General features: G+C 65.1%; 14 protein-coding genes. 4 read left to right on the top strand and 10 right to left on the bottom strand.

All coding sequences use genetic code 11. The annotated features are described in order from the left end of the window. Positions 1 to 3 precede the first annotated feature (3 nt). Positions 4 to 744: a hemerythrin domain-containing protein gene (locus tag FZC61_RS22150; protein WP_148616444.1), complete on the bottom strand. Its 741-nt coding sequence runs from the start codon at positions 742 to 744 to the stop codon at positions 4 to 6. Between the two features lie 216 nt (positions 745 to 960). Here FZC61_RS22150 and FZC61_RS22145 point away from each other — a divergent pair, with 216 nt between their 5' ends. Beyond that, on the top strand, positions 961 to 1887 hold the full coding sequence (locus tag FZC61_RS22145) for an SDR family oxidoreductase (protein ID WP_148616443.1): 927 nt from the start codon (positions 961 to 963) through the stop codon (positions 1885 to 1887). 471 nt (positions 1888 to 2358) lie between these two features. Here FZC61_RS22145 and FZC61_RS22140 read toward each other — a convergent pair whose 3' ends face one another. The 4 genes from FZC61_RS22140 to FZC61_RS22125 all read right to left on the bottom strand — a co-directional run bounded on the left by FZC61_RS22140 (position 2359) and on the right by FZC61_RS22125 (position 7194). After that, the gene (locus FZC61_RS22140) at positions 2359 to 2712 is read right to left on the bottom strand and encodes a hypothetical protein (protein ID WP_148616442.1); all 354 of its coding nucleotides are present in this window, start codon (positions 2710 to 2712) and stop codon (positions 2359 to 2361) included. Positions 2713 to 3322: 610 nt separating this feature from the next. Beyond that, positions 3323 to 3694 carry a hypothetical protein gene (locus FZC61_RS22135; protein WP_148616441.1) on the bottom strand — a complete coding sequence of 124 codons (372 nt, stop codon included), beginning with the start codon at positions 3692 to 3694 and terminating at the stop codon, positions 3323 to 3325. A 62-nt stretch (positions 3695 to 3756) separates the two neighbouring features. Beyond that, the gene (locus FZC61_RS22130; protein ID WP_148616440.1) at positions 3757 to 5787 is read right to left on the bottom strand and encodes a hypothetical protein; all 2031 of its coding nucleotides are present in this window, start codon (positions 5785 to 5787) and stop codon (positions 3757 to 3759) included. A 357-nt stretch (positions 5788 to 6144) separates the two neighbouring features. Next, positions 6145 to 7194, bottom strand: a complete 1050-nt coding sequence (locus FZC61_RS22125; protein WP_148616439.1) for a hypothetical protein — start codon at positions 7192 to 7194, stop codon at positions 6145 to 6147. Positions 7195 to 8648: 1454 nt separating this feature from the next. On the opposite strand from FZC61_RS22125, the gene FZC61_RS22120 reads away from it, so the two are divergent. Then, positions 8649 to 9116, top strand: coding sequence for a hypothetical protein (locus tag FZC61_RS22120; RefSeq protein ID WP_148616438.1), 468 nt, complete (start codon positions 8649 to 8651; stop codon positions 9114 to 9116). A 1172-nt stretch (positions 9117 to 10288) separates the two neighbouring features. Here the strand turns inward: FZC61_RS22120 and FZC61_RS22115 are convergent. The 4 genes from FZC61_RS22115 to FZC61_RS23260 form a co-directional block, all read right to left on the bottom strand. Continuing rightward, complete coding sequence (locus FZC61_RS22115; protein WP_148616437.1) at positions 10289 to 10492, bottom strand: hypothetical protein; 204 nt, start codon at positions 10490 to 10492, stop codon at positions 10289 to 10291. A gap of 272 nt (positions 10493 to 10764) precedes the next feature. Next, positions 10765 to 11169 carry a hypothetical protein gene (locus tag FZC61_RS22110; protein ID WP_148616436.1) on the bottom strand — a complete coding sequence of 135 codons (405 nt, stop codon included), beginning with the start codon at positions 11167 to 11169 and terminating at the stop codon, positions 10765 to 10767. Between the two features lies 1 nt (position 11170). Next, positions 11171 to 18217, bottom strand: a complete 7047-nt coding sequence (locus FZC61_RS24025; protein ID WP_148616435.1) for a polymorphic toxin-type HINT domain-containing protein — start codon at positions 18215 to 18217, stop codon at positions 11171 to 11173. A gap of 1209 nt (positions 18218 to 19426) precedes the next feature. After that, a complete protein-coding gene (locus FZC61_RS23260) occupies positions 19427 to 19729 on the bottom strand; it encodes a nucleotidyltransferase family protein (protein WP_170286230.1) in 303 nt (100 codons plus the stop codon). Positions 19730 to 20139: 410 nt separating this feature from the next. On the opposite strand from FZC61_RS23260, the gene FZC61_RS22095 reads away from it, so the two are divergent. Continuing rightward, the gene (locus FZC61_RS22095) at positions 20140 to 20340 is read left to right on the top strand and encodes a hypothetical protein (RefSeq protein WP_148616433.1); all 201 of its coding nucleotides are present in this window, start codon (positions 20140 to 20142) and stop codon (positions 20338 to 20340) included. A gap of 1640 nt (positions 20341 to 21980) precedes the next feature. Here FZC61_RS22095 and FZC61_RS22090 read toward each other — a convergent pair. After that, positions 21981 to 23855 (bottom strand): hypothetical protein, encoded by a 1875-nt coding sequence (locus FZC61_RS22090; RefSeq protein ID WP_148616432.1) that lies wholly within the window; start codon positions 23853 to 23855, stop codon positions 21981 to 21983. 390 nt (positions 23856 to 24245) lie between these two features. On the opposite strand from FZC61_RS22090, the gene FZC61_RS22085 reads away from it, so the two are divergent. Further along, positions 24246 to 25196: a 5'-nucleotidase gene (locus FZC61_RS22085; RefSeq protein ID WP_425465830.1), complete on the top strand. Its 951-nt coding sequence runs from the start codon at positions 24246 to 24248 to the stop codon at positions 25194 to 25196. The last annotated feature ends 394 nt before the right edge of the window (positions 25197 to 25590 follow it).

Below are 25590 nucleotides of genomic sequence, written 5' to 3'. Positions count from 1 at the left end.
CGGTCAGACCTGCGGGTCGGCGTAGCGGAACGTGGCGAGCTCGCGCCGGGCGAAGCGGCGACGCACCACCCGGTGCAGCACGGCGTACGCCGGCCCGGCGAGCCCGACCATCCGGTCGCGGGCCGGCTCGGGCAGGCGCCACAGGGCCCAGGCCACGATGAAGGGCGCCTCCTTCGGCGGGTAGTGCTTCTGGACGCCCTTCTCGGCCGCCTCGAACTCCTCGGTGGTCCACAGCCGCTGGAGCATCGGCAGCACGACGGTCTCCTCGTGGTGCAGGTGCTCGAGCAGCAGCTCGCGCAGGCCCGTCACCCGGATGTCGAGGGCGTTGCGGTGCGCGTCGCACGGGTGCTCCAGGACACGCACGAAGGCCTCCCGGCAGGCGTCGAGCTCGGGGTCGATCCCCGCGTGCTCCTCGGTCATGGCGGCCACCTCGTCCTGGTCCCCGGCACTGCCCCGCTCGGCCGCGGCCGCGGCCAGCAGCGGCCAGTACGCGTCGTCCTCGGCCTCGTGGTGGTGGTGCAGGACCTCGGCGAAGCGGCTCCACCGCGCCGCGAGGGCCCGCCACGTCCCTGCGTCGCCCAGCGGGGTCTGCCGCACGGCGCTGGAGAATGCCGCGAGGTCGCGCCGGAAGGCGAAGTGCATGACGTACATGCCGGTCTGGTCGTGCGGACCCTCGGCCACGTGGGTCTGGCCGGGCAGGTCGAGCTGGGGCGGGTGGGTTCGCGCGGCGGGATCGGGTCGCATGGGTGCTCCTGGGGTCGGTCGGCCGCCGGGTCGCGGGCCGTCTGACGCCCACCGTCACGCGGGGCCCTTGGCTGCCACTTGGGCCCGACCCCGCTCGGCAGGGACGGTCGGCCCACCCGTTCCCAAGCCGGCCCCAAGAGCCTCCCGGCACGGTCGTGCACCGACACCAGATCCCGGCCGGGACACCTCCCGGCCCGCTGACCACAGGAGACCCGCATGAGCCCCACCACCTCGTCCGACATCCTCGTCCTCGGAGGCACCGGCCTCATGGGGCGCGAGGTGCTCGCCGCCCTGCGCCGTCGCGGCGCGCCGGCTCGCGTGCTCGTCCGTGACCCCGCACGACTCGCGAGCACCGACGGCCTCGACGTCAGGGTCGGGGACCTGCGCGACCCGGCCGCGCTCCGCGACGCCCTGGAGGGCATCCGCGTCGTGTTCCACATCTCCCCGCACGAGACCGACGAGGTCGCGCTCACCGCGTCGGTCGTCGAGGCCTGCGAGGCGACGGGCGCGAGGCTGGTGTTCGCGGGGGTGGCGGTCGCCGCCGCCAACCCCGTCGTGGCCTGGCTGATGCGCCGGTACTTCGCGCACGTGCTCCCCCGCTACCGCGGCAAGATCTCGATCGCGCGGATGGTCCAGTCCTCCCGCACCCGGCCCGTGGTCCTGGCACCGACGAACTTCATGCAGAACGACGAGGTGCTCCTCGACGTCATCCGCGCGGGTGACTTCGTCCACCCGATGCACCCCAAGGGCCTCAACCGCGTGGACCTCCGGGACCTCGGCGACATCGCGGCCACCGCGCTGCTGGACCCCGACTTCCCCGCGGGCAGCTACCCCGTGGTCGGCCCGCGCTCGCTGACCGGCGAGGAGTGCGCCCGGACCTGGGCCGACGTGCTCGGGGTGCCGGTCCGCTACGCCGGGGACGACGACACGGCGCTCGAGACCGCCCTGCGCGCCCACCTGGAGGGTCACCGGCTCGACGACTGGCTGGCGTCCTTCCGGCTGCTGCGGCGCTTCGCGGTGCCGACGTCGGCCAAGGAGCTCGCCGTGACCGAACGGCTGCTCGGCCGACCGGCCACGTCCTTCGCGGCCTTCGCCGAGCGGGTCGCGACCGAGCACGGCGTACGCGCGGGCGCCTCCGGCTGACGCCCGGCCACCGGATGCGTGAGGAGCCCCTCGCTCGACGTGCGGAGGTCGCTGCGCTGCGCGGGTGCGGACTGGCCGAGAACGACCGAGGGCCCGGCCTCAGCCGGACCCTCGGTCTCGAGTGGCCGGTTCATAGTTGCGGCTCATGGACAGTTCTTGTCTATGACCTCCTGTGATCCGACTCGTTGATCTCCTGCGCTTCATTTCCGCAGGTCAGCGGCTTGTGATGGGCGGCTGGCAGGCCCACACCTGTCGTCTGTCGTGCGTTGGCTGTCGTGTCGAAGTGACGACTGAACTGAATAGGAGTGCTTTGGTTTCGGCAACTTGGACTTGGTCGAAGTTTGGGCCGCACTATCTCCTGCGATTCGCATGGACCGTTGTACGCGAAGAACCGCCTCCATAGGAGGCGGTTCTGGTGGCTGGTCCGGTTGACCTGGGTTGGGAGGCGGCGCCAAGGCTTGGGGGCGGGACCTAGTTTCGGTCGGCAGTCAGGTAGTTCATTGCCACAGTGAAAGCCTCGTTCAGTCCCTGGAGGAAGTGTTCCGAGTCGGGCCCCTCGGCCTGTGGAACGAATGGTCCGGCGAGTCGGTCTGCCTGAGCGATGATGTGTTTCGCCAGGTCGTGCCGTTCGTTGATTTCGAGCTGTCTTCCGATGACCATGGCGACCCCCCAGATTCGTCCCCGCTCAAGGTCCATCCGCTGGCTACGGTCGTTCTTGGGCAGCGCCTCGGGCCACGGGGCCATGACTTCAGCGATGTAGTCGGTGGTCAGTGACGTCCAGTCAGTGTCCGCCTGCGCGAACTGGGTCAGTTCGTGAATGTTCATGAGTCGTGATCCTTGGAGTTGGGGGCTTGGTGATTAGTTTGGGGCCGGTTGTGGACAGGTCACCTCTTGAACACTTGGACGGCTAGTCGCCGAGCGTGACACCAGATAACGGGCTCGGTCGCCTTTGTATGTAGGAAGGCAGGGTTGGCGTATGGGAGCAGTCCGGTTCGTAGCGGTCGCCTAGAGTTGGGCGGCTCAGGTGTCTCAGGTGTCTCAGGTGTCTCAGGTGGTCTCGGGTGGTCTCGGGTGGTCTGGGGTGTCGGGTCGCCGTGGGTTCCTTCATGAAGGTTCCGACGAGTGGTCCTGACTGGTATCGGCAGCCGAGTACCTCATCGGGGGTCTGGTTCGAACTATCGCGGTTACTTTGGCCGCCCGCGTGCCCCGTGGATGGCTTCGGTAGACACGCGCACCGTGAGGCGGCCGCCTGGTTCGCTGTGTCGACCAGGCGCGTTCCGACAGCCCCACGTAGTTCTCGGCCCACGGCGAGGCGGGGAGAATAGGTCGGTCGGCACGGCCGGGTTGCGGGTTCGGATTGGCAGCAACCGGGTGTCACGCTGCGGTTCCCGCATGGTTAGCAGGGCAACTTGCCGGGAAGTCGCCGAGTTGTCACTCATAGCCCGACCGGGTCGCGGTGGGCGCGGACGGTTCGGCGGCGGTCCGGAATCAGCTCGGTGAGGAGCGCAAGGAGGGCATCGTGGACGCCCTCCAGGACTTGGTTCAGGTCGTCGGCGTTCATTTTGTCGAAGGGTCGGGTCACTCGCGTGAGCTCCTGTAGGCGGTGTTCGTAGAGGACGGCGTCGTCGTGGTCTTCGACGAGGTCGCGCATCACTGCGACGTAGGCCTCGCCGCGCTGCGCCGGATGTGTGTGGGCGTGGGGGTTGCGGGTGCGAGCCCGGTTGCGCGGGTCGACGCAGTACGAGTCGTCGTCATGCGGGTCCTTGCGGTTTTTGTGGCCGTGGCGGGCTACTTGCTGTTTGGTCATGAGCGGTCCTCGGGTGGTGGATGGATTTGGGGTAGGGGGTTGGTGGCGGGGATTCGTTGTCGTCAACGTTCGGTGGGCTTGTGAGCGATGACCTTGGCGCGACGTGCTCGGACGGCTTTGGCTGGAGGTTCGGGGATGCGGCCTCCGTTGCGGAGGACACGGTTGTCCCAGCCTTCGAGGCTGCGGCGGTTGGCGGCGATCACTCCAATGGCAGTGAGGAACGACCAGAGACCGGCGCGGCGAGCAGGGACGGCGCCGAGGGTCATGTGGGGGCCGACGCGGCTCTTGAGGACCGAGTTCCAGCGCTCGTTAGCGGCGCGGGGGCCGGTGTACCAGTCGGTCCAGGCGAACGTGCCGGGCATGTGTTGCTGCCAGGTCGCGAAGCCGTCGAGGGGGATCTTGACCCTCATCTGGCCGGAGGCGTTGGTGCAGACGGCGGGTCGTTGACTGTCTGGGAGGTCCTCGGGTGACCCGATAAGCGGGTGGAGGTGCGCGAACTCGGGCTGATAGAACTCGGCGAACAGGTGGCAGCGGCCCACGAGGCGGGCCATGGGGCAGTCGACAGTGACGCGAGCGACCTCGGCCAGTGGTTTGAGAGGGTCCTTGACCTGACCGCCTCTGGGCCGGTCGGGACCGATGACCGGCCGTCCGTCGGTTGGCATGGAAGCGGTCATGAGGCGGGCGTCGATCACGGCGTGCTCGCGGATCGCTTGTTCGTCGTCTTCTCTGGGGGTCATGCGGATGTGATCGATGCTGCGGAGCCAGTCGATACCGGCACCCGGGCTGACCGGGCGCCCGTGAAAGAGGACGACTCCCTGGGTCAGGGTGCTGTCATGATTCTTACTGCGACCGATCTGATGGAACAGGTTGCGGTCCTTGGCCGGTTTGACGACACGTCCGTAGTCGAGTTCGAGGAGCGTCCGCAGGAGACCGACAGAGTCGTGATACCCACCGTCACCGATGAACACCTGAGTCTCGTTGGATCGCACTGGTGGGCGCAGCCCATTGGCCGCGGCATGGCGTAGGCAGTTGACGATCGCGGGACCATAACCACCGGTGGCGTGGTTGAGGTCGAACGCGAGGGCGACGGTGGGGATGTCACGAATGTCGTCTGGGCCGGCGACAGCGGTGAGCGCGGTGAGGCCCACCAGCGCTGGCGCACCTTTGTAGCGGCGGTTGTAGGCCATCTTCGTGGACATGAAGTTGCCCGGTGCCGTCTTGACGGCGATGTCTCGTGCCAATGATGTGGCGATGTGGGTCTCATCGCCTGCGATATGACCTTTGAAGTCGGCGAGGATGCCGTCGAGGACGCTGTCGTGGCCGTGGCGTTTGCGATTCTCGACCCGAAGCCCGGCGGCGACCATCTGGTTGAGGAATTCCATCTTGCGTTGGCGGATTCTCACGATCCGGGGTGTCTTGCGGGCCTTGGCGATGTCGGCGACGGTCGGGCGGTTCTGTGCGGCGTGGTTTGCCAGCACCGGGGTGTCGTCGACGGGTGCGAGCGACCGGTGGATGAACGCCTGCAGGTTTTGGTACGCGGCCCGGTAGGCGTTAGAGGTTTTCTGCTTGTCGCCTAAGGGCGTGAGGCTCTGCGGGCCGTGCAGCGCGGCGGCCGATCGGATCCTGGCCACGCGGTCTGTTGCGCGGTAGTCCGAGAGACCGATCATGGCCATCTGGTCGTCGGTGTAGTCGAACAGCAAGGCGTCGAGGGCTGCCTTCATGGTCGGCTCCTGACCTGAGAGGAACAGCTCGTAGAACGTCGCACCAATGGCGGCCATGTGGAGGCGGTCCGTGGGGAGCTTGTCGTCTTCGGTGGCCGACGGGTCGTTGATTGGTTCGCTGATTGGTTCGCTGATTGGTTCGCTAGTGGGCAGCCCGCCCGGGTCCGGCAACGTGTCTGGTTGCGAGCCGACCTGTGCCGGCTGACCGGGTGCACCCACGGACTCGGTCGGCGCGTCACCGTCATCTGTCAGACCCGCCAGGACCCTCAGGGAGCGGTCAATCCGGATGTCCTGCATCAGCTCGAACCCCTCGCGGAGATAGACCGAGGTGGCGTTTCTGGTGGAGTGGGTGAGGGGGCCGGTCAGCGGCATGACTACTTCCTTGTCTGGTGTTTGATCGGGTCTAGCGAGGCTGGTGCCGGGCATTCCACGCAGAGCGGAACAAAGGCATGAGGGCCGGCGGGCCTTGCCCGTCGGGGCGCGACTACCCACTTGGCGAACCAAGCCCAGCCGCTCGATGACGGTGGCGGTGCCTGACGGGTGTCGATGTGGGTCCCGCTTCGGTCGGTCCCGTGACCTCACCCGCTCTCGTTCAGGCCCCGACCACTGGTGAGCGTCCGGGGTCCGCAGCGACCCGGACCGATGCTCGCGGGCCACATCCGGGCGGACTGGCCTACCCTGCTTGGCTCGTGAGCGGGGCCTGCCTTCGGATGAAGCCGGCCGTGGGGTTCAGCCGGTCGGTCCTGGCTGAACGAGCATGAACCGGTCAATCAGGCCGACCGCTGCGCTTGAGGTCAACGTGGGCATGTGGGGCAGCAGATCGGTCGGGCGCTTCGTACCGGGCCTGATGCCCGCGATCTCACAGACGGCGTGGAAGGGGCATCCCCCGGTAAGTAGGTCGATGAGGAAGCGGTACCTGGCCCGCTCCATGGTGAACCCATCGAAGACCGGATAGTCGTGTTTCAGCTGCTCAGTGAAGCTGGACACCGCGTCAGTGCGCTTGGCGTAATCAGGCCGGAACAGCCACGCGTCAGGGGGCAACGCCGCCGCACGTTCACGAAGGTGGTTACCTAGGGCGCCGTAGACGGGGACGTCGCGCACCCATCCCTGTCGGGCGACCTGCACCAACGCGCCCTGCGGGCGTGAGACGACGCTGTCAGCACGCAGGTAGTTGATCTCGCCGCGTATCGTGCCGGCACCGAACCCGACCGCAAGCATGGTCATGGCGTCGACGCCACGCCCATGACGACGCGGCACGTTGACGTAGTCGTCCTCCATGCCCGCAGCGGCGGCCCAGAGCCTTGTCCGTTGCTGATGCGTGTACGGGGTGCTGGCGTTTCGTTGGAACGCCGCTTTGCGGTTGCGGCCCGGGCTTCCACCAAGAATCCGAAGAGCCGACACATACGTGGCCTTGGTGCTGTCCCCGAAACCGTTGGCTGGATCCTGCACAAACCGTTCGATCACGTCGTTCGACAGATCGCGCGCCGAGATGTACCTGCCGTCAGGGCTGTTGGCCAGGCACCACACCGCATGACGCATACCTCGATAGAACAGATAACGGTCGCGCTCCTTCGCCTTGAACTTCAGTTCAACCACCAGCGCCGTCACCTCAGCGCGAACTGCGCCGACCTGCTCGGGAGAACCCACCGGGCGGCGTCCGTCAAGGAACCGGTACCGCTCGTCGTCGCCAACGAGCGGTTCGCGCATGATCCAGACCGAGGAAATCGCGCTATTTCCCGCGCCGGCCTCGACATCGTCGTCCGAAGGATGACCTGCCACATCAGAAACTGACCGCCTACCCCTGCGGATGGGTTCAACGGTCCGAGAACCGACCGCCAGGCTCGTGCTCTCAGAGGCGACCCCACGTCCCAGCCCACCGACACCGGATGAGGCAGGTTTCGCATCCTTCGCGCCAAGTGACTCCACCTCCGGCTCGGTCGCGCTGAACCGCGACCAGTCACCACCCGACGAGGGTGCGGGCGGAGGACCATCAGCCTGGCCGACAGCCGTTAAGTCTACGACCTCGCCCCATGCCAATGGCGCACGGTCCGATTCAGGCCGGTAGGCGGAGGTGAGGTTCTCACGACGCTGGCGCATCTGTTCCGGAGTCAACCGATTCAGCCGCCTCTTCGGAGGCTTGGATGCAACGGCCGCCCCGAGATCCCCGATGCCGGTTTCGGCGGCGGCTTGTCCTGCCGACTGCGGCGGCGATGTGTCCTCTCGACCCTCGTGGCACTCCCCTCGTGCGTTCATGCCGACGACACGCTCGTGGCTCGGCGGTGGCCTCGGCCATCGACGCCGACCGGCTGCGCCCTGAACCGTCCGGAATCCGAGGGGCTCGGGGGCTGGAGCTTGTCGGCGGGGGCAGGCATGCTTGTGCCTGCAAGGGTTGTACACATCGAATCGTCCTTCGTGCAGATGGGGTTCGGTGGTTCTCCGGTCCTGTGAAGACCGGGGGTGCAACCTCGGAGCGACTTCGCTTCGAGGGGAGTGGCCGCACGCCAATGCGGTGCACTCCTCTTTGCAGCGCCATCAGGCGCTGTGTGTAACTAATAACGCACACCTGTTGGTCCTGGGGCAACCCCCAAGCCATAACAACGCAGGTGTCATTCGCCATCTCCGACCAGGCGGCTGCCAGATCAGTACCTGGTGGCCTGCCGTCTCGCCGGTGTAGCAAGAACCGTGCTGGTCGACGTCCACACGCACCAACGACCTGCGACAACACAGGTGCCAGTTAGGCCCCCCGGGCTCCCGCGAGCTCTCGCATCGTGTGCCCTACGCAGCGCGACGAGGCCTCGACATCAGAACCGAACAACCTGCACGTCAACTGTCGCGAGTTGCGAACGACCCGTCACGAAACGTGTCAGTCCGACCCGGACGCCGTCCAAGCGCGAACCCGGTCGGCCTGCATCCTCCGTCCAAACCGGACGGTAACCGTGAAACCACAACCTACGACAAAACATGTTCAGGTTCCGACAAGCACCGGGTTCACTTCGCCGCGTCGACCGACGGCGGATCGAGGCATTCAACAAACGACGCTTCTAACTAGTCTCGTGACCTCGCAGCCGGCATGCCGCAACAGAGGCACCAGCGGCTACCGATCCCACGGTCAGGTATCAGCCACACGACCGTCTGCAACAGATACATTCAGGCAAGTGACGGCGCGTTTGAAACTCGACCCGACGAACCCAAAGCGGCGATACCCGCCCGTCGGGCCCCACAAAAATCTGCGGGTGCTCCCACCCGAGGACCGACCCGACATCAGCTACGACGTCGTCGAACTACTTAGTTACGCCCGCCCGGACATGTACGTCAATGGCGAATTCATCGATCGATGCCGCTTCAGTACAGACCGCTACGTCCGCTGGTGCGTCGCCTGCAACAGCGTCCTAAAACAGAAGGGACGCACAGAGCTCTGCGACACCCACCACCTGAAGTACAAAGCCCTCAAGCGACAACGCGAGCGCTGGTCTAACAAGAACTCCGTAGCAGTGAGCAGGCGAAGCCTCGTCACCCTGTTCGAGATGGCCAGAGAACTCGACCGACGAATCGGGGCACTGTCACGCGCCTACAACTACGGTACAGAAGACCTGGCCACACATTTAGACCGAGCAATGCTCGCCACCAAGGAACTCCTGCATCACATCAACCGCAAGATCGACGACCCGACCATCCCTGGCCTCGACAACCAACCTCTCTGAGGTCCCCCGGTTCCCAAAGACCGCTGAGGCTGGGTGGCGAACCACCCCGGCTGTAGCGGAAGCTCCCAATCTTTGATTAATGAGAGTTATGGCTGCACCCAAAACTTACCCCGACGAGCTGCATAAGGTAGCGACCCGGAAGGCGGTCGAGCTCGGGCGGACACGGGGCACCCGCGGCCGGTGCGGTCCTGGTGTCGAGACCTCGTAGATCGTCAATTGCTAGGATCAAGCTCGTGCGCCACGCTCACGACGCTGAGTCGTACTGCAAGCAGGTGTAGGACCTTACGTCTGATCTCTGCCCAATAGCCCTACAGTTCCATCTGCTCAGGCACCAGAATCTAGAAACACAGACATCGAAGAACCCGGGACATACCGGAGCCTCCACCAGACCCGGGGCAATTCAGCGGTCTAGATGAAACTGGTTTATGCTGGTCTGGTGTGTCTGGTGATGCGCCCGCCCCCCTTTCAGCTTGAGCGCTCCACAAGTCGCCGCGCAGTCCGAGGAACCACCCGGAATCGACCGACCACCTCTAACGCAGTCGCGTCTCAGCAAATGGCACCTGGGGCTTGGGGGGCTGAGACACTGTCGGCGATGCTTTCATACCCGCGTGCCAATTGATGATGAAGCGTCGCCGGACCCATCTGAGTTAGCCGTGGACGGAATCGAGTTCAGCGTCGTCTACGACACGAGACGACCGGGCACATAACACTACACCCACGGACACCGCCAGCCTACGGTTATGGGTTTTGGAAGCCACGACTCATTTCACGACCGGGTCTCATTGTCTCGTCACGTTAGCTCGATCCGCGACTTCTTATCACAGGTTGAACCGATGACAGGCCTCATCGAAGACTAAGACGACTTACATTCCATTAGGCCAGGTGTCGGCACAACCGACTTAGGTTGCCAGAGCCCGTAACAGTCCAAAAAATGCCGGAGTCTGAACAACCTCTGGCGAATCAGTCTCGCCAACAAAGTCGACATCAATCTCGCTCCACCGCTTTCGAAACACTTCGGGCCTCACCGCACTGTCGCAGGCGCGCAAGGCGGTAGCGCGCATGCCTCGGCCGCCCCCGGTTCAACGATCGTCCGGCCCGGTGGCAACCCTGACCCATAATCCAGCGACCTGCATTCGCAGGGCAATTGTCGCTTCGGCGAGTTTTTGCTACCGCTATAAAAAAGCCGCCACCCGTGCGCCCGGGCTGGCTGGACGGCGGAGCCGCGGGGCTCGGGATTTAGCATCTTCGAGATTAAGGGGGATCGCGTTATAGTCGACCAGCACCGCCGTGGTTCCTTTCAGCTTGCGATCGACCTCCGCGGCGGCGAAAAACGCTGAAGCCGTCCGCAGGATCGTCAGCCGCCGCAGCTCACGCACCGGTTCCGCGATCCGCTGCGCCTCACCCGAGGGCCACCCCTGGGCCGGTGACCGTATCCATCTCGGCCTGACCGTCCCAGTTGCGTAGCGTCTGTGGGTTGATGCCTAACTGCGCATCCACCCAATTCAACGCACCCGACCCTGGTCGCTAGATCACGCGGCAGATCGACCGCCATCCAAGTAGCACGCTCTCGAAACTCTTCCTAGGTGCTGCCATGGCACTCATCCTTCCGTGGGTTAAGAGCCTCATCAGGCCCGGCACGCGACGTGTCCTACCCGCTTAGGTCGAACCGAATCGGGCCGCGAGTCGGTACTCGATGCCACCACCATGCGTCCGAACGGGGCTGTTCCGCTGCCAGGAAGGCATGGAGGAGCGCGTGATGGTCCCTTTCGGTGTGATCAACGAATCGCTGATCTAAAGCTGCAACCTCAGCGAAGGCCGCAGCGAACGGCGACCCATGAAGCGCCTTCAGCCCGCGCTCAACCGCGTCTCGTAGGTGAAGCGCCGCGATGAAGTCGTAAATGCCCCAGACCGTTTGATCGTTCTGCTTTGCGTCGAGTTCGGCGATGATTCGTCTTATGTGAGAATCCCAACCAGCGACCAGTTCGCCCATCGAGAGGGAGACGTCCGGGTTGAGTGCGACAACTGCAGCTCGCCATTCGTCGGATCGAGCCACGTTAATCAACTCCCGGGTAAAAAGCGGTGCTTCGCCACGGACGGTCCTCGTTGATGTACACCCGAAGACCGCGATAGTTAATCATCTGCGCGATGCTACCGTCCCCCTGCTTAACCGCCTCTGGCGTCCCTCGTGTCAACGCCTCTTGGATCTGCGCAAACCCCGGTCGCCCTGGCAGTTCGCCTCCACCGATGTGCTGATAGATTGCCTGTGCGACCTCGTCGATATCAGACTCAGCAAACCCGCCTGCCGGGGTATAACCGCAACTGTTGTGCACGAGGACCGGCGTGTTGCCAGCGTAATACGTGTGGATATGCGTGATTTGGAGGTTGTAGGCCGTCAAGTCGGAGACATATCGCCTCAGGCGCGCGATCGCGATTAGGCGCCCGCCAGCTGTCATTATCTTATCACCAACGCGAAGCTTGCTTGCGACGGTGAATTGGCTGGTTGTGTCGTCCCAGATCGGGTGTCCACCAGTCGAGTCCAAGACGGACCCATCCGTAAGGGAAATCTGGACCATCTGATGCTGACCCGAGTGCCTGATCAATTGCACGACCGGCTCGGCCTTGGTCTCCCCAGTCTCCGGATCGGTCGCCATGACCCTATCGCCAACCTTAACCTGCGAGATCGGCTTAGCTGAGCCGTCAGCCATGGCCACCGGCGTATCAGCGGTAAAAGAGTTCAGGCAGTTCTTGGCTGCGTTAGCGACGAGGGACTCGGTTTCTGCGGCGGGGATTCTTACCCCGAGGTCAGACATGCCTATGGCATAGGCAGCCAGCAAAGCAACTTCATCGATGCTCAACTCGTGGTTTGGGACTGGGATGACCGGCAGATTCATTGAATAGCGCTGCAGTTGGAGCAAACAGATCGAGTCGTTGCAGTTCTGATCCTGAACGCGGTCGTAAACGCAGTCCGCGGTTTCGCATGCGCCTGGAGGCGCGACTCCAGCAAAAAATATCTCTCTTTGCTGATCGTCGGTCAAAGGCGGGAGTGAGGCACTGCCCTCATTGGATCGGCCCGCGCCTACCTGGACGACAGGTGTATAATTCTGGGCACAATAACTGTCGCTTCCATGGCCACACACGAGCCCCGTTGGATCAGAATTAGCGATGGGGTTGTTCCGAGCATAGGCGTAGGGATTGCTACTGAGTGGGTCGGTTGTCACCAAGACCGGATCAGGCGTCGTGAATAAACTGAACGTACTCGTGATGTTGCGGTGGTCGAGGCGGAGGTCGCCGGTGGGGTCGTGGGGTTTGTTGAGGTAGCCGCGGTTGCCGGGTGCGGTGATGGGGTTGGGGGTGGGTGGGGTGTTGAGGGTGGGGGTGGGTTGTCCGTGGGGGGTGTAGTTGGTGCGTGTGGTGGTGCCGGTTGGGTCGCGGGTGAGGCGGATGGATTGTTGGTTGTCGGCGAGGTGCCAGCTCCAGCCGTCTGAGGTTCTGGTCGCTACCGGCCCGGTGGGTGCGTTGAGGTAGCGGGTGGTGCGGGGGCCGGTGAGGCCATCGGGGGTGCAGGTCGCGGTGCAGGTCTGTTCGGTGCCGTCGCTGCGGTAGATGGTGGTGGTGAGGCCACCTGCGGTGTCGGTGGAGCGTTGTGCGATGCGGATGCCGTCGGGGCTGTAGGCGGCTTCGGTGCGTGCGAGGAGTTGGGTGGGGTTCGTGAGGCTGGCGTCGGCTGTTGTGATGAGGGTGGGGTTGCCGGAGTGGTCGTACTGGTAGGTGCTGGTACGGCTGGCCGCCCCTGTGGTGGGTGTGCCAGCGGGTAGGGCGGTGGGGTTGTCGGCAAGTGTGAGGGGAACGGGGAGGGCTTGGGTGATGCGGCCCTGGTTGTCGTAGCTGAGCCCGGCCAGCGGCGGGAGTCCGGTTCCGACAGGGTTGGTGATGGCGGGGGTTCCAGTCAGGGTGATGCTGGTGGCTTGGTGGGGGCCGGTGGCGCCGACGGTGTCGGTTCCGATGAGACCACCGGTGGCACCGGTGCCGGTGATGGTTTCGTTGTAGGTGTAGGTCGCGGTGGGTCCACCGGTCTGGGTGACGGTGGTGAGGCGGTCGTCGGTGTAGCCGTAGGTCAGCTGGTATGGCGCTCCGGTGAGTTGGGTGGAGTCGGTGGTGTCACCAGTCGCGGCGCACGAGCCGCTGATGGTTTGGGCGGTGCGGGCGGTCTTGAGGCGTTGCAGTCCGTCGTAGGCGTAGCACCAGGCCCCGTTGACGGTGGTGGCACCGGTGGTCGTGCCGGCTAGCCCGGGGCGTCCGGCCGAGCCGAGGATCTTGGTGGGGTTGCCGACGAGGTCGTAGGTGTAGCCGAGGGTGAGCCCCAGGTAGGCGCTGGACGGCAGTGTCCCGCCGGTGGTGCCGGTGGCGTTGGCACTGAGGGGGTTGATCTGGCCTGAGCTGAGTGCGGAGATCCGTCCGGTGGCGGCTTCGAAGGAGTACTGGCGGTTCAGGGTGGTCTCAGTACCGATGCTCGAGGTAAGGGTGTTGAGCTCGCCGATGTTGTTGTAGGTGGCCTTGGCGATGGTGATGAGGGTCCCTGATGCAGGGCCGGTGACCTCGCCGATGACGCTGGGTGAGGCGACGGTGCTCATGGTGTCGAGCAGGCCACCGGTCTTGTAGGTGGTGGTGACCTTCATCGCGCCTTGTTGGCCACCTTCGGGGTAGGTGGTGGTGCGGGTCTGGTTGGCCTGGTTGTAGGTCTGGGTGTCGGTGTAGGTGAGCCGGTTCTTCAGGTCGGTGACGGGCCCGGACTGGGTGGCGCCCGCGGGGATGGTGACGCCGGCGAGCCAGGCGGGGTAAGCGTCCCCGGAACCCAGGGGGTTGCCGCGTTCGTCGTAGGCGGTGACGTAGGTCGACCAATACGCGTCGGTGGTCGCGGTAAGCACCGTGGCGTCGGGGACGGGGGTGGACTGTCCGGGGACCCTGACGGTGGGGACCTCGGGGAGGCTGGCGGTGGTGGTGTCGAGGTCGGGGTGGGCGGGGTCGGTGATCCCGATGATGCGTTGGTCGACCTGGCTGAGGCGTAGGCGGCCGTTGGTGCGGTCGTCGTAGTACCAGCGGGTCTGGTCGAACGGCTGGGAGGTGTTGGTGTTGTCGACTCGGACGGTGGGGCGGTCCAGGGTGTCGTAGGTGGTGGTGAAGGAGCTGTCGACGTCGCGGGCCGTGACCTGCCATGGCCGAACCCCGGTGCCGCCTTCGGGGTTGAGTCCGGCGGCCCGGGTCTCGGTGGTCGGGTTGTCGTCGGGGTCGTAGCGGGTCAGGGTGGCACCGGTGTCGGGGTCGTCGGAGAACAGTTGGCGCCCGGTGAGGTCATAGCCCCACCGCCACGTCCGCAGGGTGTTGTCGACGGTCTTGGTCAGGGTGGTGAGCTGGTCGGCGGCGTCGTGGGTGTAGGTGACGGCGTCGAGGGCGCCGTTGGTGTTGGCGGGGTTGGTTTCGCGGGCCTCGTAGAGCGCGACGCTGGTGGGTCGGCCTTGGACGTCGGTGCGGGTCACGGTGTCGCCGCCGACGGCGGGGGTCATCACGGTGCGGTCGCCGGGGTAGGCGGTGCGGGTCGTGGCCCGCAGGGTGGTGTTGGTGTACTCGCCGATGCTGGTGGGGCGTTGGGCGGCGTCGTAGCTGGTGATGGTGTAACGGGCGACGTCGGCGGGTCGGGGGTTGACCACGGTGGGGTTGGTCAGGTTCCCGGTCGCGGGGACCACGGGCATCTGGTACCGGGCCAGGCCTTGGTTGTCGTACCCGGTGACCGTGACCACGCGAGCGGTGGTCGGGTTCTCCGGCTGGGCGACCTGGGACTCGACGGCGCGGCCCCATCCGTCGTAGAACACCGCGGTGACGTCGGTGGTGCCGTCGTCCTCGCGCAGCATGGTGGTCTTGACCCGGGTGGGGCTCTGGGTGCTCAGCGCGTACTCCACGCGCATGTTCGGGGTGCTGGTCGGGTTGCCCGGGTAGGTCACGGTCGTCAGGCGCCCGAGCGGGTCGTAGGTGACCTGGGTGGTGTTGTCGTTCGCGTCGGTGACCGAGACCGGTTGCTGGCGTCGCGGTTCGGTGACGGTGGTGTTGATGTTGCCTTGGGCGTCGGTGACCACGGTGCGGGTCACGATGTTGCCGGTCAGGTTCGTCGGGCCCGAGGGGGTCTGGTAATCGATGCTGGTCTTGTTGCCGCGGGCGTTGAAGACCGCGGTGGTCCGCCCATAGGTGTCGTACTGGGTTCGGGTGACCAGGGCCGTGTCGTCGGGGCCAGCGGTGGTTGCGGTGGTGACGGTGGCGGTCCGGGTGACCTGGGTCGGCAGCCCCCGGGTGATGGTGCCCTGGGTCTGGTTGGGACCGGTGGCGTCGTAGACGGTGCGAGTGCGGCGCACCAGGTTGGCTCCGGTCAGGGCCGCGGTGGTGCCGCAGCTCGCGGCGTGCAGGGTCGTCGCGGTGAGCACCCGCAGGTACGGGGCCGACGGCGGAGGACCCGAACCCGGGGCGGGGTCAGGCGCAGGTACGGCCTTGGCCCAGGTGTTGGTGGTGCAGCGGTCATCACTGGCGGTGGCGGGGTCACCGAGGTCGCTGACCGACTTCACGGTGCCGGCCAGGATGTCGGGTTCGGTGGTGGGGTCTTCGCTGCGCTGGACCTCGTAGATCATTTTGCGGGTCCGGTCGGCGGCACCGGCGACGGCGGTGGTGGTGATGCTCGCGGCCTCGTACCGGGTGCGGGCCAGGCGTTTGCCTTCCTGGGCGGTGGTGAAGGCCGCCCAGTCGTGGAAGGTCCGTTCGATCAGCGCACCGGTACCGGTCAGCGTGGACTCCTCGGCGGTGACGCCGCCGAAGAACTTGTTGTCCGAGGGTTGGGTCTGACCCTGGAACTGCTGCAGGTTCAGCCGGGTCTCATCAGCGGTGTAGAGGGCTCCGGCGATGGTCTTGCGGGTGCCGGTCATGCCGCGGTACACGCTCACCGTCCGCAACGCGGTGTCGCCGGTGGCGGGGCCGTTGTTGGTGGCGTTGATGTTGCGGGTGTGGATCGAGACCTTCTCGTATCCGCGCCAGTCCGACCAGGTCGTCTTGTCCTTGGTGTCGTCGGCGGTGTTGCTGTAGGCGTTGCGGTTGTCGACGTAACGCCAGGCCGGGGCCCCGGTGTACTCGTAGTCGTAGTAACGCAGCGAGCCCAGCACCGTCGCAGTGGTCGTGGGGGTGTTGAACCGGTACCCCAGGCTGTCGTCAGCGACCGCGACCACGATGACGACGTACTTGTGGAACCACTCCCAGCGTTGGGGTCCGCCGGCTGGTGGGGTCCACAGCTCAGCCCAGCATTCCCGCGTCGAGCTGTCACGGCTTCTGCCCGTGACGTACGACGGGCTACAGGTGGTGGCACTCGAGGCGTGGCCGTAGCCGACGTCGATCCGCCCGCCGGTCTCGTTGCGGATAGAGGCCAGGCGCAGCTTGTTGTACTCCCGGCCACCGGCCTCGGTGACGTTGACGCGGCTGGGTCGGGCGGTGCCGTCGAAGGTGATCGGTGGGTCCGACAGGATCACGGCCCCGTCGACCCCGGTGTGGGTGACCTTGCTCAGCCACAGGTCCGCGGTGTCCGGGCCGGAACCGTCGGGATCGGGCAGGGTGTGCTCCAGGGTCCACCGGTCGACGGTGGAGACCACCGCACCAGCGTTGGTCTGCAGGTTGGTGGAGGTGACGATCTGCTTGTACATGCGGGTGGTGAAGAACGACGGGGAGTACACCCCGCACACCTCGGCCGCGTTGCCGCTGCAGATCAGGTCGGTCGGCACGTCGGGCCACAACAGCTTGCTCGCGTCGTTGCCGGGGGTGCCGCAACCGCCGGTCGGGGTCGGACCCATCTCGCTGGTGCAGCGACCGACCTGGGTGAACCCGACGAACTGGTGGGCCTGGCCGGTGGAGTCGAACCCGTACTCGATGCGCACCAACGCACCACCACGGTCATACGAGGTGCGGTTCAGCGTCGAGCCGTACCGGTTGTAGTAGTTCTGCTCGGCGTCGTAGAAGTACCGGGTCTGGTTACCGGAGGCGTCCTGGACCCGGTCCAGGTTCCACCGCCACGCCTGCTGGCACCACGCCTCAGAGGCCGTGGCGTTGTAGCACGGCTCACCGATGTTGTTGCCGTACACCGGGGCCGTCCACACCGAGTCGGTGCTCGTGGCCCCGGCCCGCCCGAAACCGAACCAGTACACGGTGCCGTCGGGGGTGCTGACCTTGAACGCCTCGTTGTTGTTGTCCGCGTTGTCCGCCTCGGCCGCCGACGGTGACGCGCTCACGCTCAGCTCGACACGCCAACCCGGGTCATCGCGCAACCGGTACCTCAACGACGGAACCGCCGTGCCCTGCTGGGCGCCACCGACCTGCACCAACGGTGAAGCCACCCCGTTGAGGACCAGGGTGTACTCATTGACCAGACCCTGGCCATCGGTCTTCCAACACAGGTCGCCGATGTTGCGTCCATCATCGACACACGGGGTGTAAGACCGGGTCACATAGCCCGAGCTGACGTCGGACCAACCGATCCCGACCGCCGACGCCTGACCGTTCTCGGCCATCGTCATCCCGTCGACACTGGCCGAGGAATAGTCCAACCCCACCTCAGGGGCCTGACCCACCGACGGAGTCGGAGCCGACACCGGCACCCGGTAGGTGAAGTCACCAGCACCGTTTCCGGCCTGCCACTCCGAAGCCGGCGACAACGGCGACGCCGCATACGTCCCCGCACCCGCCGAGACCGAATACACCGTTCCCACCGGCGGCGGCGTCGCCGCCGCGCTCACCCCGGTAGGCACCGAAGCCGGCACTGAACTACCCGCACCGAACGACAACCCACCCAAGTCCGGTGTCAGCGACTCCGAGGCATTGTCTTGCCACGGCACCGCGGTCGTCGTGAACGTCAACGTGTCTGCGGCCGTGTTGTTGACCGCATCGACCTTCACCGACTCTGCACACCCAACAGCCTCAGGAGTCACCGCGAAACACGCCGGGTGAGCGACCACGATCAACCGTTGTGCCCAGTCACCGCCAAAGGACTCCAGAAAATCGGTGTACGCGAACCGGACACCCACACCCACCGCATCCACACCACCTCCGGGACCCGAGTCAGCATCTGAGCCAGGACCCGCAGCGGGAGACGGAGCGCTAGACGGAGACGGAGTCGCTGAGGGGTCAGTGCTGGGCGGCACAACCTCAGCAGAATCCGAAGCCGCGTCACCCTGCAGCACCTGCAGCAACGCCACGCCCAGCGCACCGTCCTCAGGCTGCGTCAGGGACACCTCCACCAACGACCCCGATTCGGCCGGCGCCGGCTGCTGCGCCGGGGAATCAGACGACCCGGGCACGGGGTCTACGGGGTCAGCGGGGTCTGCGGGGTCTGCGGGGTCGACTGCGCGGACTTCCACCGGCAGACCCGGCACGTCAGCCCACGTGGCACTCAGGTCAGTCGAAGCCGATCCCTCAACGGGATCGGACGCAACACTCGGGAGCGGATCAACCCGGTCCGCCACATCACCGACAGCCCCCGACCCTGCAATGGGGTGCGCCGGCACCACCGGAACATCCTGCGAATCGACCACCACCACCGGACCCACACCGGGGTCGACCTCAGCCTCGCTCACAGCGGGAACACCCACCGCCAGCACACCCGAAGCCACCACCGCGGCACACATCGAGGACACAAACCGAGACAAACGCACGACGTCACCACTCCCCGTCGCCCGATCTGGCCGACCCCGCAGGGAGACAAACACGACCCACAGGTGGAATGCCACATGCCAACCGAAAGATGACCCAAATTAACTACGCATCTGACCCTGATGGGCCCCTCAGACGCGACACCTCCTTTGCCCGATCAGGAGCCGATGGCGATGCCCAATTCCGTGAACAAACGACGTCGTCGTTCCATCTGCGCTGAACAGGGACGCTTCAGCAACGTCGGTAAGAAGCTCAGGGCCGGGGTGCCCCGATGTATCGCGGCGGACTCCGTTCGACAGGTCTCTGCTGGACGAGCCCAATGACGCCAGTGCCCCGGGCCCACGCTTCTACGCAGGGCGATGCACAGGCGCCCTCGCGCAGGTAGGAAGGTCCTAGCGACGCCCAACGAACCGCAGGCCGCTTCATAATCGGACCATGGCTTCATAGAGCTTCATAGTTCGGGTTGACCGCGGCCAAGTTGAGAACCGATGCCGGCACGATCCAGCGAGTCGCTAAGCAGCTGGGGTACGGGTGTAGGCGTCTCGTTCGGGCAGGTCGATGGCGGATCTCCGCATCGGTCAGGCTCAGCGGCTGAACAGTGGGACGGAGGTGGCGCGAATTTCGTCAATGCCGGCACCGGCGCGGGGGTCGTCGGAAACGATGTCGACGTTGTGGCCGAAGAGCGCTTCTAGGGCCTCGGTCAGGTCGATGAGGTTGAAGAGGTTGAACGCGGGTGGGAACTTCGCAACGAGGTCAAGGTCGCTGCCCGGTTGCGAGGTGCCTTCGGCGACGGACCCGAAGATCGCCACGTCAGTGGCACCGACCGCGTCGAACAGTGCTTGAGCCTGGGCGCGAAGGTTGTCGGTGAGGACATCTGCCGGGTTCACCAAGGGTTCCGTCTGTAGCGCAGCCACCGCCTGCGCCATCCCAGGTCGAGCGAGCAGTTCCTTGAGCCGGTCGTCGCCGTGAACGAACCCACGACCCTTAGCAGCCGACCCAGTGGGCGGGCCCTCAGGGGCGGTATCAGTAGTTTCCTCGTGTCCGGGTGGTTCCTGTTCGGGGCCCGGGGACGTCATAGCTTCAGTTACACACCGACCCCCGACAGGTCCGCCTAACGGGGGTCTTCTGCACGGATAGGTAACATCGAATCTTCGTCGAGACGTCCCGGCCTGCCCCCTTGATCCGCACCAGAAGACCTCCAGATGCCCTCCGTGCCATCCGGGAGCCGGGGCAGGTGGTCGGACCTCTCGTCGATGATGTCGGGCCGAGAGGGCCCCAGCGGTCCCAGGGTGGAGACGTGGTCACTGTTGAGGAGCTCGAGGCGCTGCTGGCGGGTGGAGCTGAGTTGCGCCGCCTGGAGCTGACGGGCGCCTGGCTGGTGCTGTGCAACACGTTCTTCGTGGCCAAGGTCGCCAGGTCGGTGATGGCGATGGGCAACCTGCGCGACGGCTGCCTCCTAGTGGTCAGAATCGACGACGACCAAATAGCGGCCATGTAGCCAGGTCTCAGCGACGACGAGTTCGCCAAGTGGTCCGACTTCGACCTGGTCGCTTGCGCCCAGAACGGCCACAGCGACCCGCCCGCAATCCCTGCGCTACGCCGGTTCACCTTGTCCAACCGCCTCCGGGTCGCGGTCTTCGACGTGAACGAGTTCGAGCACTACGTATACATCTGCAGGAAGGATGCACAAGGGGTACTCCAGGGCGCGCAGACCTACGTGCGGCCGCGAGGCAAGCCGAATCGGTGGCCGTACCGTCGTCAGCCGCCGCCCGAACTGCACAACCTCGCCGTCTCCAGGGACATCCGCGAATTCGTGCGGATGACGGATAAGGCACTCCAGTTCGCTCTAGAGGACGGGTGGCCATCCGCCTGCGACGAGCCACCGAGATCCTGCGGACGGCGTCAGCGTCTTCCGCCGCAACAACGCTCGACTGCAGGCTGCGGCGAGCACCGCGAAAGGTTCGGGGTCAAGTCGGCCTCCCGCAGTCCCGCGCAGCAGCCCGAGCGCTCACCAATATGGGGCTCGGTTACGGGCCAAACGGTTCCTAGCGACGCGGACCAAGGACGCGCAGCAACGTGAATCTCATGAGCCACATCAGCAGTTCGGGAGGACGAGCACGACTCATTGAGTGGTGTTCGCCCGTGAGCGCAAACTCCGACTCCTCCAGGATCTGCGTTTCGGTCCTGAGGAGTCGTGCGCCCAGCCGGGAGTCGGCGCAGGCAACGTCCTTCAACATAACGTCAAGGAACTGCAAAGCGCGCTCAGGGCGTAGCTAGAAGCACACCTAGTCCTGACCCAACAGTTGTCGGTCCACCTCGACTGATAGCTCGGCGGACTGTGACCGACGCTGCCGAGGATCGACGATCAGAACCCGTCCCTGGTCGGCCCTGTCGCGGGTCTCGGCGACGTTGGCTTGAGCTGGTTTGTGAACGAGCTCCGTTGTGCTTGCTCGTTGTGGGCGTCAATCACCCGAGCGAGGTGGTGTGGCGCGGCTTGACCGGAACGTCCGGGTGGCGCCACTTGGTCTGAAGTGTCGATAGCGGGCGGTCGTAAGGTGGCGGCACCGCTCATAGGCCCCGTACGCGTTGGACCGGTGCGCTCAGGTCGGGGCGGCATCCGGGGGTAAGCGGACCCGGCGCGGGCCATCTGCACGAGCCATCTGGTGATGCTCAGGCTCGTTGAGCGAGATCGTGCGACGACACGACCTGAGCCTGCAAAGGGGTGAAGGCCCCCTTCCGCTTCTTTGGCCAAGCCGAGAACCTCGAAGGGACTCGCGATGTCCGTATCCCGAGCCTAAGCGTTCCAAGATTCGTGCGACATGTTGGTCCACTCAGGGGTCGGGTCGGCCGGTCCGCGGCAAGTCGGTGGCCCTGCTGGCACACGACCTGACAGACGACTCGACCCGGGCAGCCGTGCCGCTGGCACCTGGCCGCCTTGGAAGTCCCTGGTGTGACACCACGACCAGGGCGAGGTCACAAAGGACGCTACTCCCACCATTTCTGCGAATTGTGGTTGTACAGCCGGATCGAGCACCGCTTCTTCGAGCCGTGCGGACCCAACTGAGCGGGGGGACCCGGCGCACGCCGCAGAATCGCGACGGTATCGCTGAACTCTTCGGGTGGGCGTGTAGAACTGAATTACTCGTCGAACCGGCCTGGCACGTTGGCCTTCCGAAGGATGTCCCCCACGTGGGAGGTCACACCGACTGGCCGGGTTACAAGTACACCCGCGCCTTCGCGGCCGGCTCGGGCAACGAGTCGCCTTAGGTCGTCGAGTCCGTCGGCTGGGTCGTACGGCAACCAGATGGTTGCTTCACCGTGCGATAGGGAGTTTTGTCCCGGTGCGCCCGCGTGATGGAGTTGAACTATCCACACCCGTTGTCCGTCCCAGACCCACTCGACGCGGACGCGGCCAAGGGCGTCCTCGAGGCGTTCGATTTCGTCGGTTACGGCTTTGGTGATGTCGGCGGGAATTGGTTGTGCGCTTTGTCGTCCGAGCATGAAGTCATCGCCAAAGCCTGGCACGCCCTCGAGTAGGGAACCGGTGAGGCCGGTGTTTGGTGCGGATGCGCCGGACCAGACGGCGTCGACGCTTTCTTGCGACAGCACCGACGCGATGAGACGACCTGGGTCTTCCTTTGCAAGCAGTTCGAACGGGTCACGCCAACCGCGGTCGGTGGTGAAGAGTCCGGGCTGTGCTTCAGTGGGTGCGGTACGGATCCACCATTCGTTTGTGCCGGTCGGTGTGCCGAACTCGAATGGCGCGACCCTGCGGTTGATGACTTTGGTGTGAGGGACTGCTGCACCGCAGAGGTGGGCGATGATGAGACCGAATGTCTTGTCGCCGATGTGACGGCTGAAGTCGTTTGGCCAGCGCGGTGGGTGGGCTGGGAGGGCTGATTGGTCGGGTCCGGCTTCCCAGGTAAGTGTTGACGAGCGCATGGGTCCTACCCGGTGAGGATGGCAACTGAATTCCACGCGTTGCCCGGGGGCGGCGGGCACCGTCGTGGCCGCCCCGTAGACGATCTTTAGGATCTTGTTGGCCATGTCGATGGAGGTCCGGCAGGCGCCTGTTCGTTCGACGCTTCGCGGCGTCGCGTCGGGCGCGAACTCCACTACGCTGTTAAGGCTTACCCCCGAGACACCGCCGTCGTGTTGGTCGACAGTTTCGTTCACAATTGCGAAGTAGCCGTCCTCGATGACTTGCTTGACTAATTGTTCGATATCGTTGGGGTCGGTAAGACCGTAGTGGAATGGGTTGCCTTGGGGTGAGTCGAGTCGGAAGGTCCGCACGTTTACGGACGAGTTGGCGCTAAGGTTGAGCAAGTCGTTGATGAGGTCGCTGAACGGTTGGCGACGTCGATCGCGGGTGCCAGGGAGATTCGAGTAGCGAAGCCAGCCTGTGTGCGCTGCGAAACTCGCGAAATAGGCGGTATTGGAGGTTCGGGCGGTTGCGGCTAGCTGCCGGTCTTTGGGCCGATGCTGGGCGAAGGTCTTGGTCCAGGTCTCGGCCTCTGCGAGGGGGGTTATCGCGTTGGACTGGAGGCGTGTCGCGTGGGTCTGACTGAGGAGGTCCGCGGCTGCGGTTTCGGTGAGGACGCTTCCGGTCGTGGTGAATGTGGGGGTCGTTGAGAGCAACGCTGAGGCGTACTCGAGCACACATTCGGGGTCTGTCGCCCATCCGTCCGCGAACATCACGGCGTCTGCGCGACGTGCGAGCACTTCGAGCCAAGGACGCAGCGACGCGCCATGTTGGCGGGTGTCGGAGAGCGCGGGTCCGACTAAAGCACTGTGCGGGAAGGCGTCAGTCAGCGCGGTCGGGAGCTCGATGTCCCCGCCATCAGCGGCCCGATCGGTCCTGTGGTCGATGCGAGGTCGACTGAGGTAGACGAGGTTGGCGCCGGGGTGGAGGGACTCGAGGCACTCGAGGAGTGGATTTGCGACGGACGGGTCAGTCCACGCGAGGACTACCTCCGTCGCCAACTCTGACCTCTCAGTGCGTGACTCAGTCACGATGCCGCTCCTCCCATCTGGTCCAGTTTGCCATGCTGCTCGGGGGATCGCGCAATGATCGGTCGAGTCCCCCCGCCAAAAGGATCGGCAGGTTAGGGGTCCAGTGGGTGGGCGTCCGGTTGGCGTCGGCAGGTGACCGAGTCAGCCGGGGTCTTGAGCGGAGTGGTCGAGGGCTTGGCCGGGCAGCCGAGCGGGACACGGCTCCCTCGCGTGGGTGTGGCTAGTGGTGAGGTGGCTGCCGCGCGTCCGACGTCCTTCCGGGCGGCGCGCCCCGAGGCCGACGAACGGTCGAACCTCCTCGGTGGGCCGTGCTTGATGCTGTTGCCTCGGGTGGCGTCGGGGCGATGGGTCAGTTCGGATGCGGCTGGCACAGATGATCCAATGGGGCCTGTGCCTCCTTATGACTTAAAGAACCGACTGGTCATTGGCGTAGCCTCCAGCGCGCTCTTCGACTTGACTGATTCGGACGCCTACTTCTTGGAGACGAACGAGGAGGCGTACCGGGTATATCAGATGGACCGCGTTGACGATCCATTGCATCAGGGCGCCGCTTTCCCCTTCGTCCAGCGGTTGTTGGGACTGAACGACCTGCGCCCGGAGAACCCCCCGGTCGAGGTCATCATCCTTTCGAAGAATGACCCAGTAACCGGCTTGCGGGTGATGAATTCAGTTCGGCATCACGACTTGCCGATCACACGAGCGGTCTTTAGCCGGGGGCGGCAGACGCACCAGTACATGCCGGCGCTTGGCATGTCCTTGTTCCTAAGCGAAAGTGCGAAGGATGTTCAGGCGGCGATCGAGGCGGGGCATCCGGCTGGGCGGGTGTTGTCTCGTGCAGCCGCGGACGACCCACAAGATCCTGAGCTGCGGGTGGCGTTCGACTTTGACGGGGTCCTTGGTGACGACTCTGCTGAGACGGTCTATAAGACTGCAGGCGGGCTTGGACCGTATAAGGAGCACGAACTCGCTAACCGAGATGTTCCGATCCCTGAGGGGCCGCTTAAAAACCTGTTGGCCGACCTGAACCTAATTCAGGATCTAGAAACGGCAAGGACCAAGCAAGATCCTTCCTACGAACCGAGACTTCGGATTGCGCTCGTAACCGCACGAGACGCCCCGGCGCACGAGCGGGCAGTGACTTCCCTTCGCGACTGGGGCGTGACCGTCGATGAAGCGTTCTTCTTGGGCGGCGTCGAAAAGTTGGCTGTTCTTAGCGTTTTAAAGCCGCACATCTTCTTCGACGATCAAACTATTCATTTAGACGGAGCGGAAAACCTGTACGCAGGAGTGCACGTTCCGTATGGGATCGCCAACGCAGCCACGCCTTCACCAGACGCGTGACCAGGTCCGCGGGCTGCTTGGCCGACGTTTCGGCGGTGGCTTGTCTGTCGCAGCATGAGGTCGTTCCGCGACGGTAGGGAGGCGGGCCAGCTGCGGCGGAGCGGCCCGGTCACTCCGCGGTCTTGAAGGCAAGGCTCCTTTGAGACCCGTCGCTGCTGCGGAGGAGGTGTTCGACGACCTGTTTGCTGTCGTCAGACCGCAGGACGGCCCCAACAAAGTTCTCTGCAACAGCGAGTTGTCGTAACAGCTGAATCGCCCTGGGTTCTGGGCTCTTCACAGTTGAAGGTGTAGGTGCCGGTCAGGAGTTCGCGGCGCGTCGGTGACCGGAGATGGGTCGAGGTCTTCCGAGGATGGAAGTTCCTACACAGCCATCGGGAAGACCTCGACATGGACG

Source organism: Nocardioides rubriscoriae (assembly GCF_008087085.1).
Taxonomy (GTDB): Bacteria; Actinomycetota; Actinomycetes; order Propionibacteriales; family Nocardioidaceae; genus Nocardioides; species Nocardioides rubriscoriae.
This window is presented reverse-complemented; position numbering and strand designations above follow the sequence as displayed.

What these genes read in the sequence shown, in the direction of transcription:
- FZC61_RS22140 (WP_148616442.1), bottom strand. Translation starts at nt 2,712, where the DNA reads ATGAACATTCACGAACTGACCCAGTTCGCGCAGGCGGACACTGACTGG.
- FZC61_RS22150 (WP_148616444.1), bottom strand. Translation starts at nt 744, where the DNA reads ATGCGACCCGATCCCGCCGCGCGAACCCACCCGCCCCAGCTCGACCTG.
- FZC61_RS22130 (WP_148616440.1), bottom strand. Translation starts at nt 5,787, where the DNA reads ATGCCGCTGACCGGCCCCCTCACCCACTCCACCAGAAACGCCACCTCG.
- FZC61_RS22145 (WP_148616443.1), top strand. Translation starts at nt 961, where the DNA reads ATGAGCCCCACCACCTCGTCCGACATCCTCGTCCTCGGAGGCACCGGC.
- FZC61_RS22135 (WP_148616441.1), bottom strand. Translation starts at nt 3,694, where the DNA reads ATGACCAAACAGCAAGTAGCCCGCCACGGCCACAAAAACCGCAAGGAC.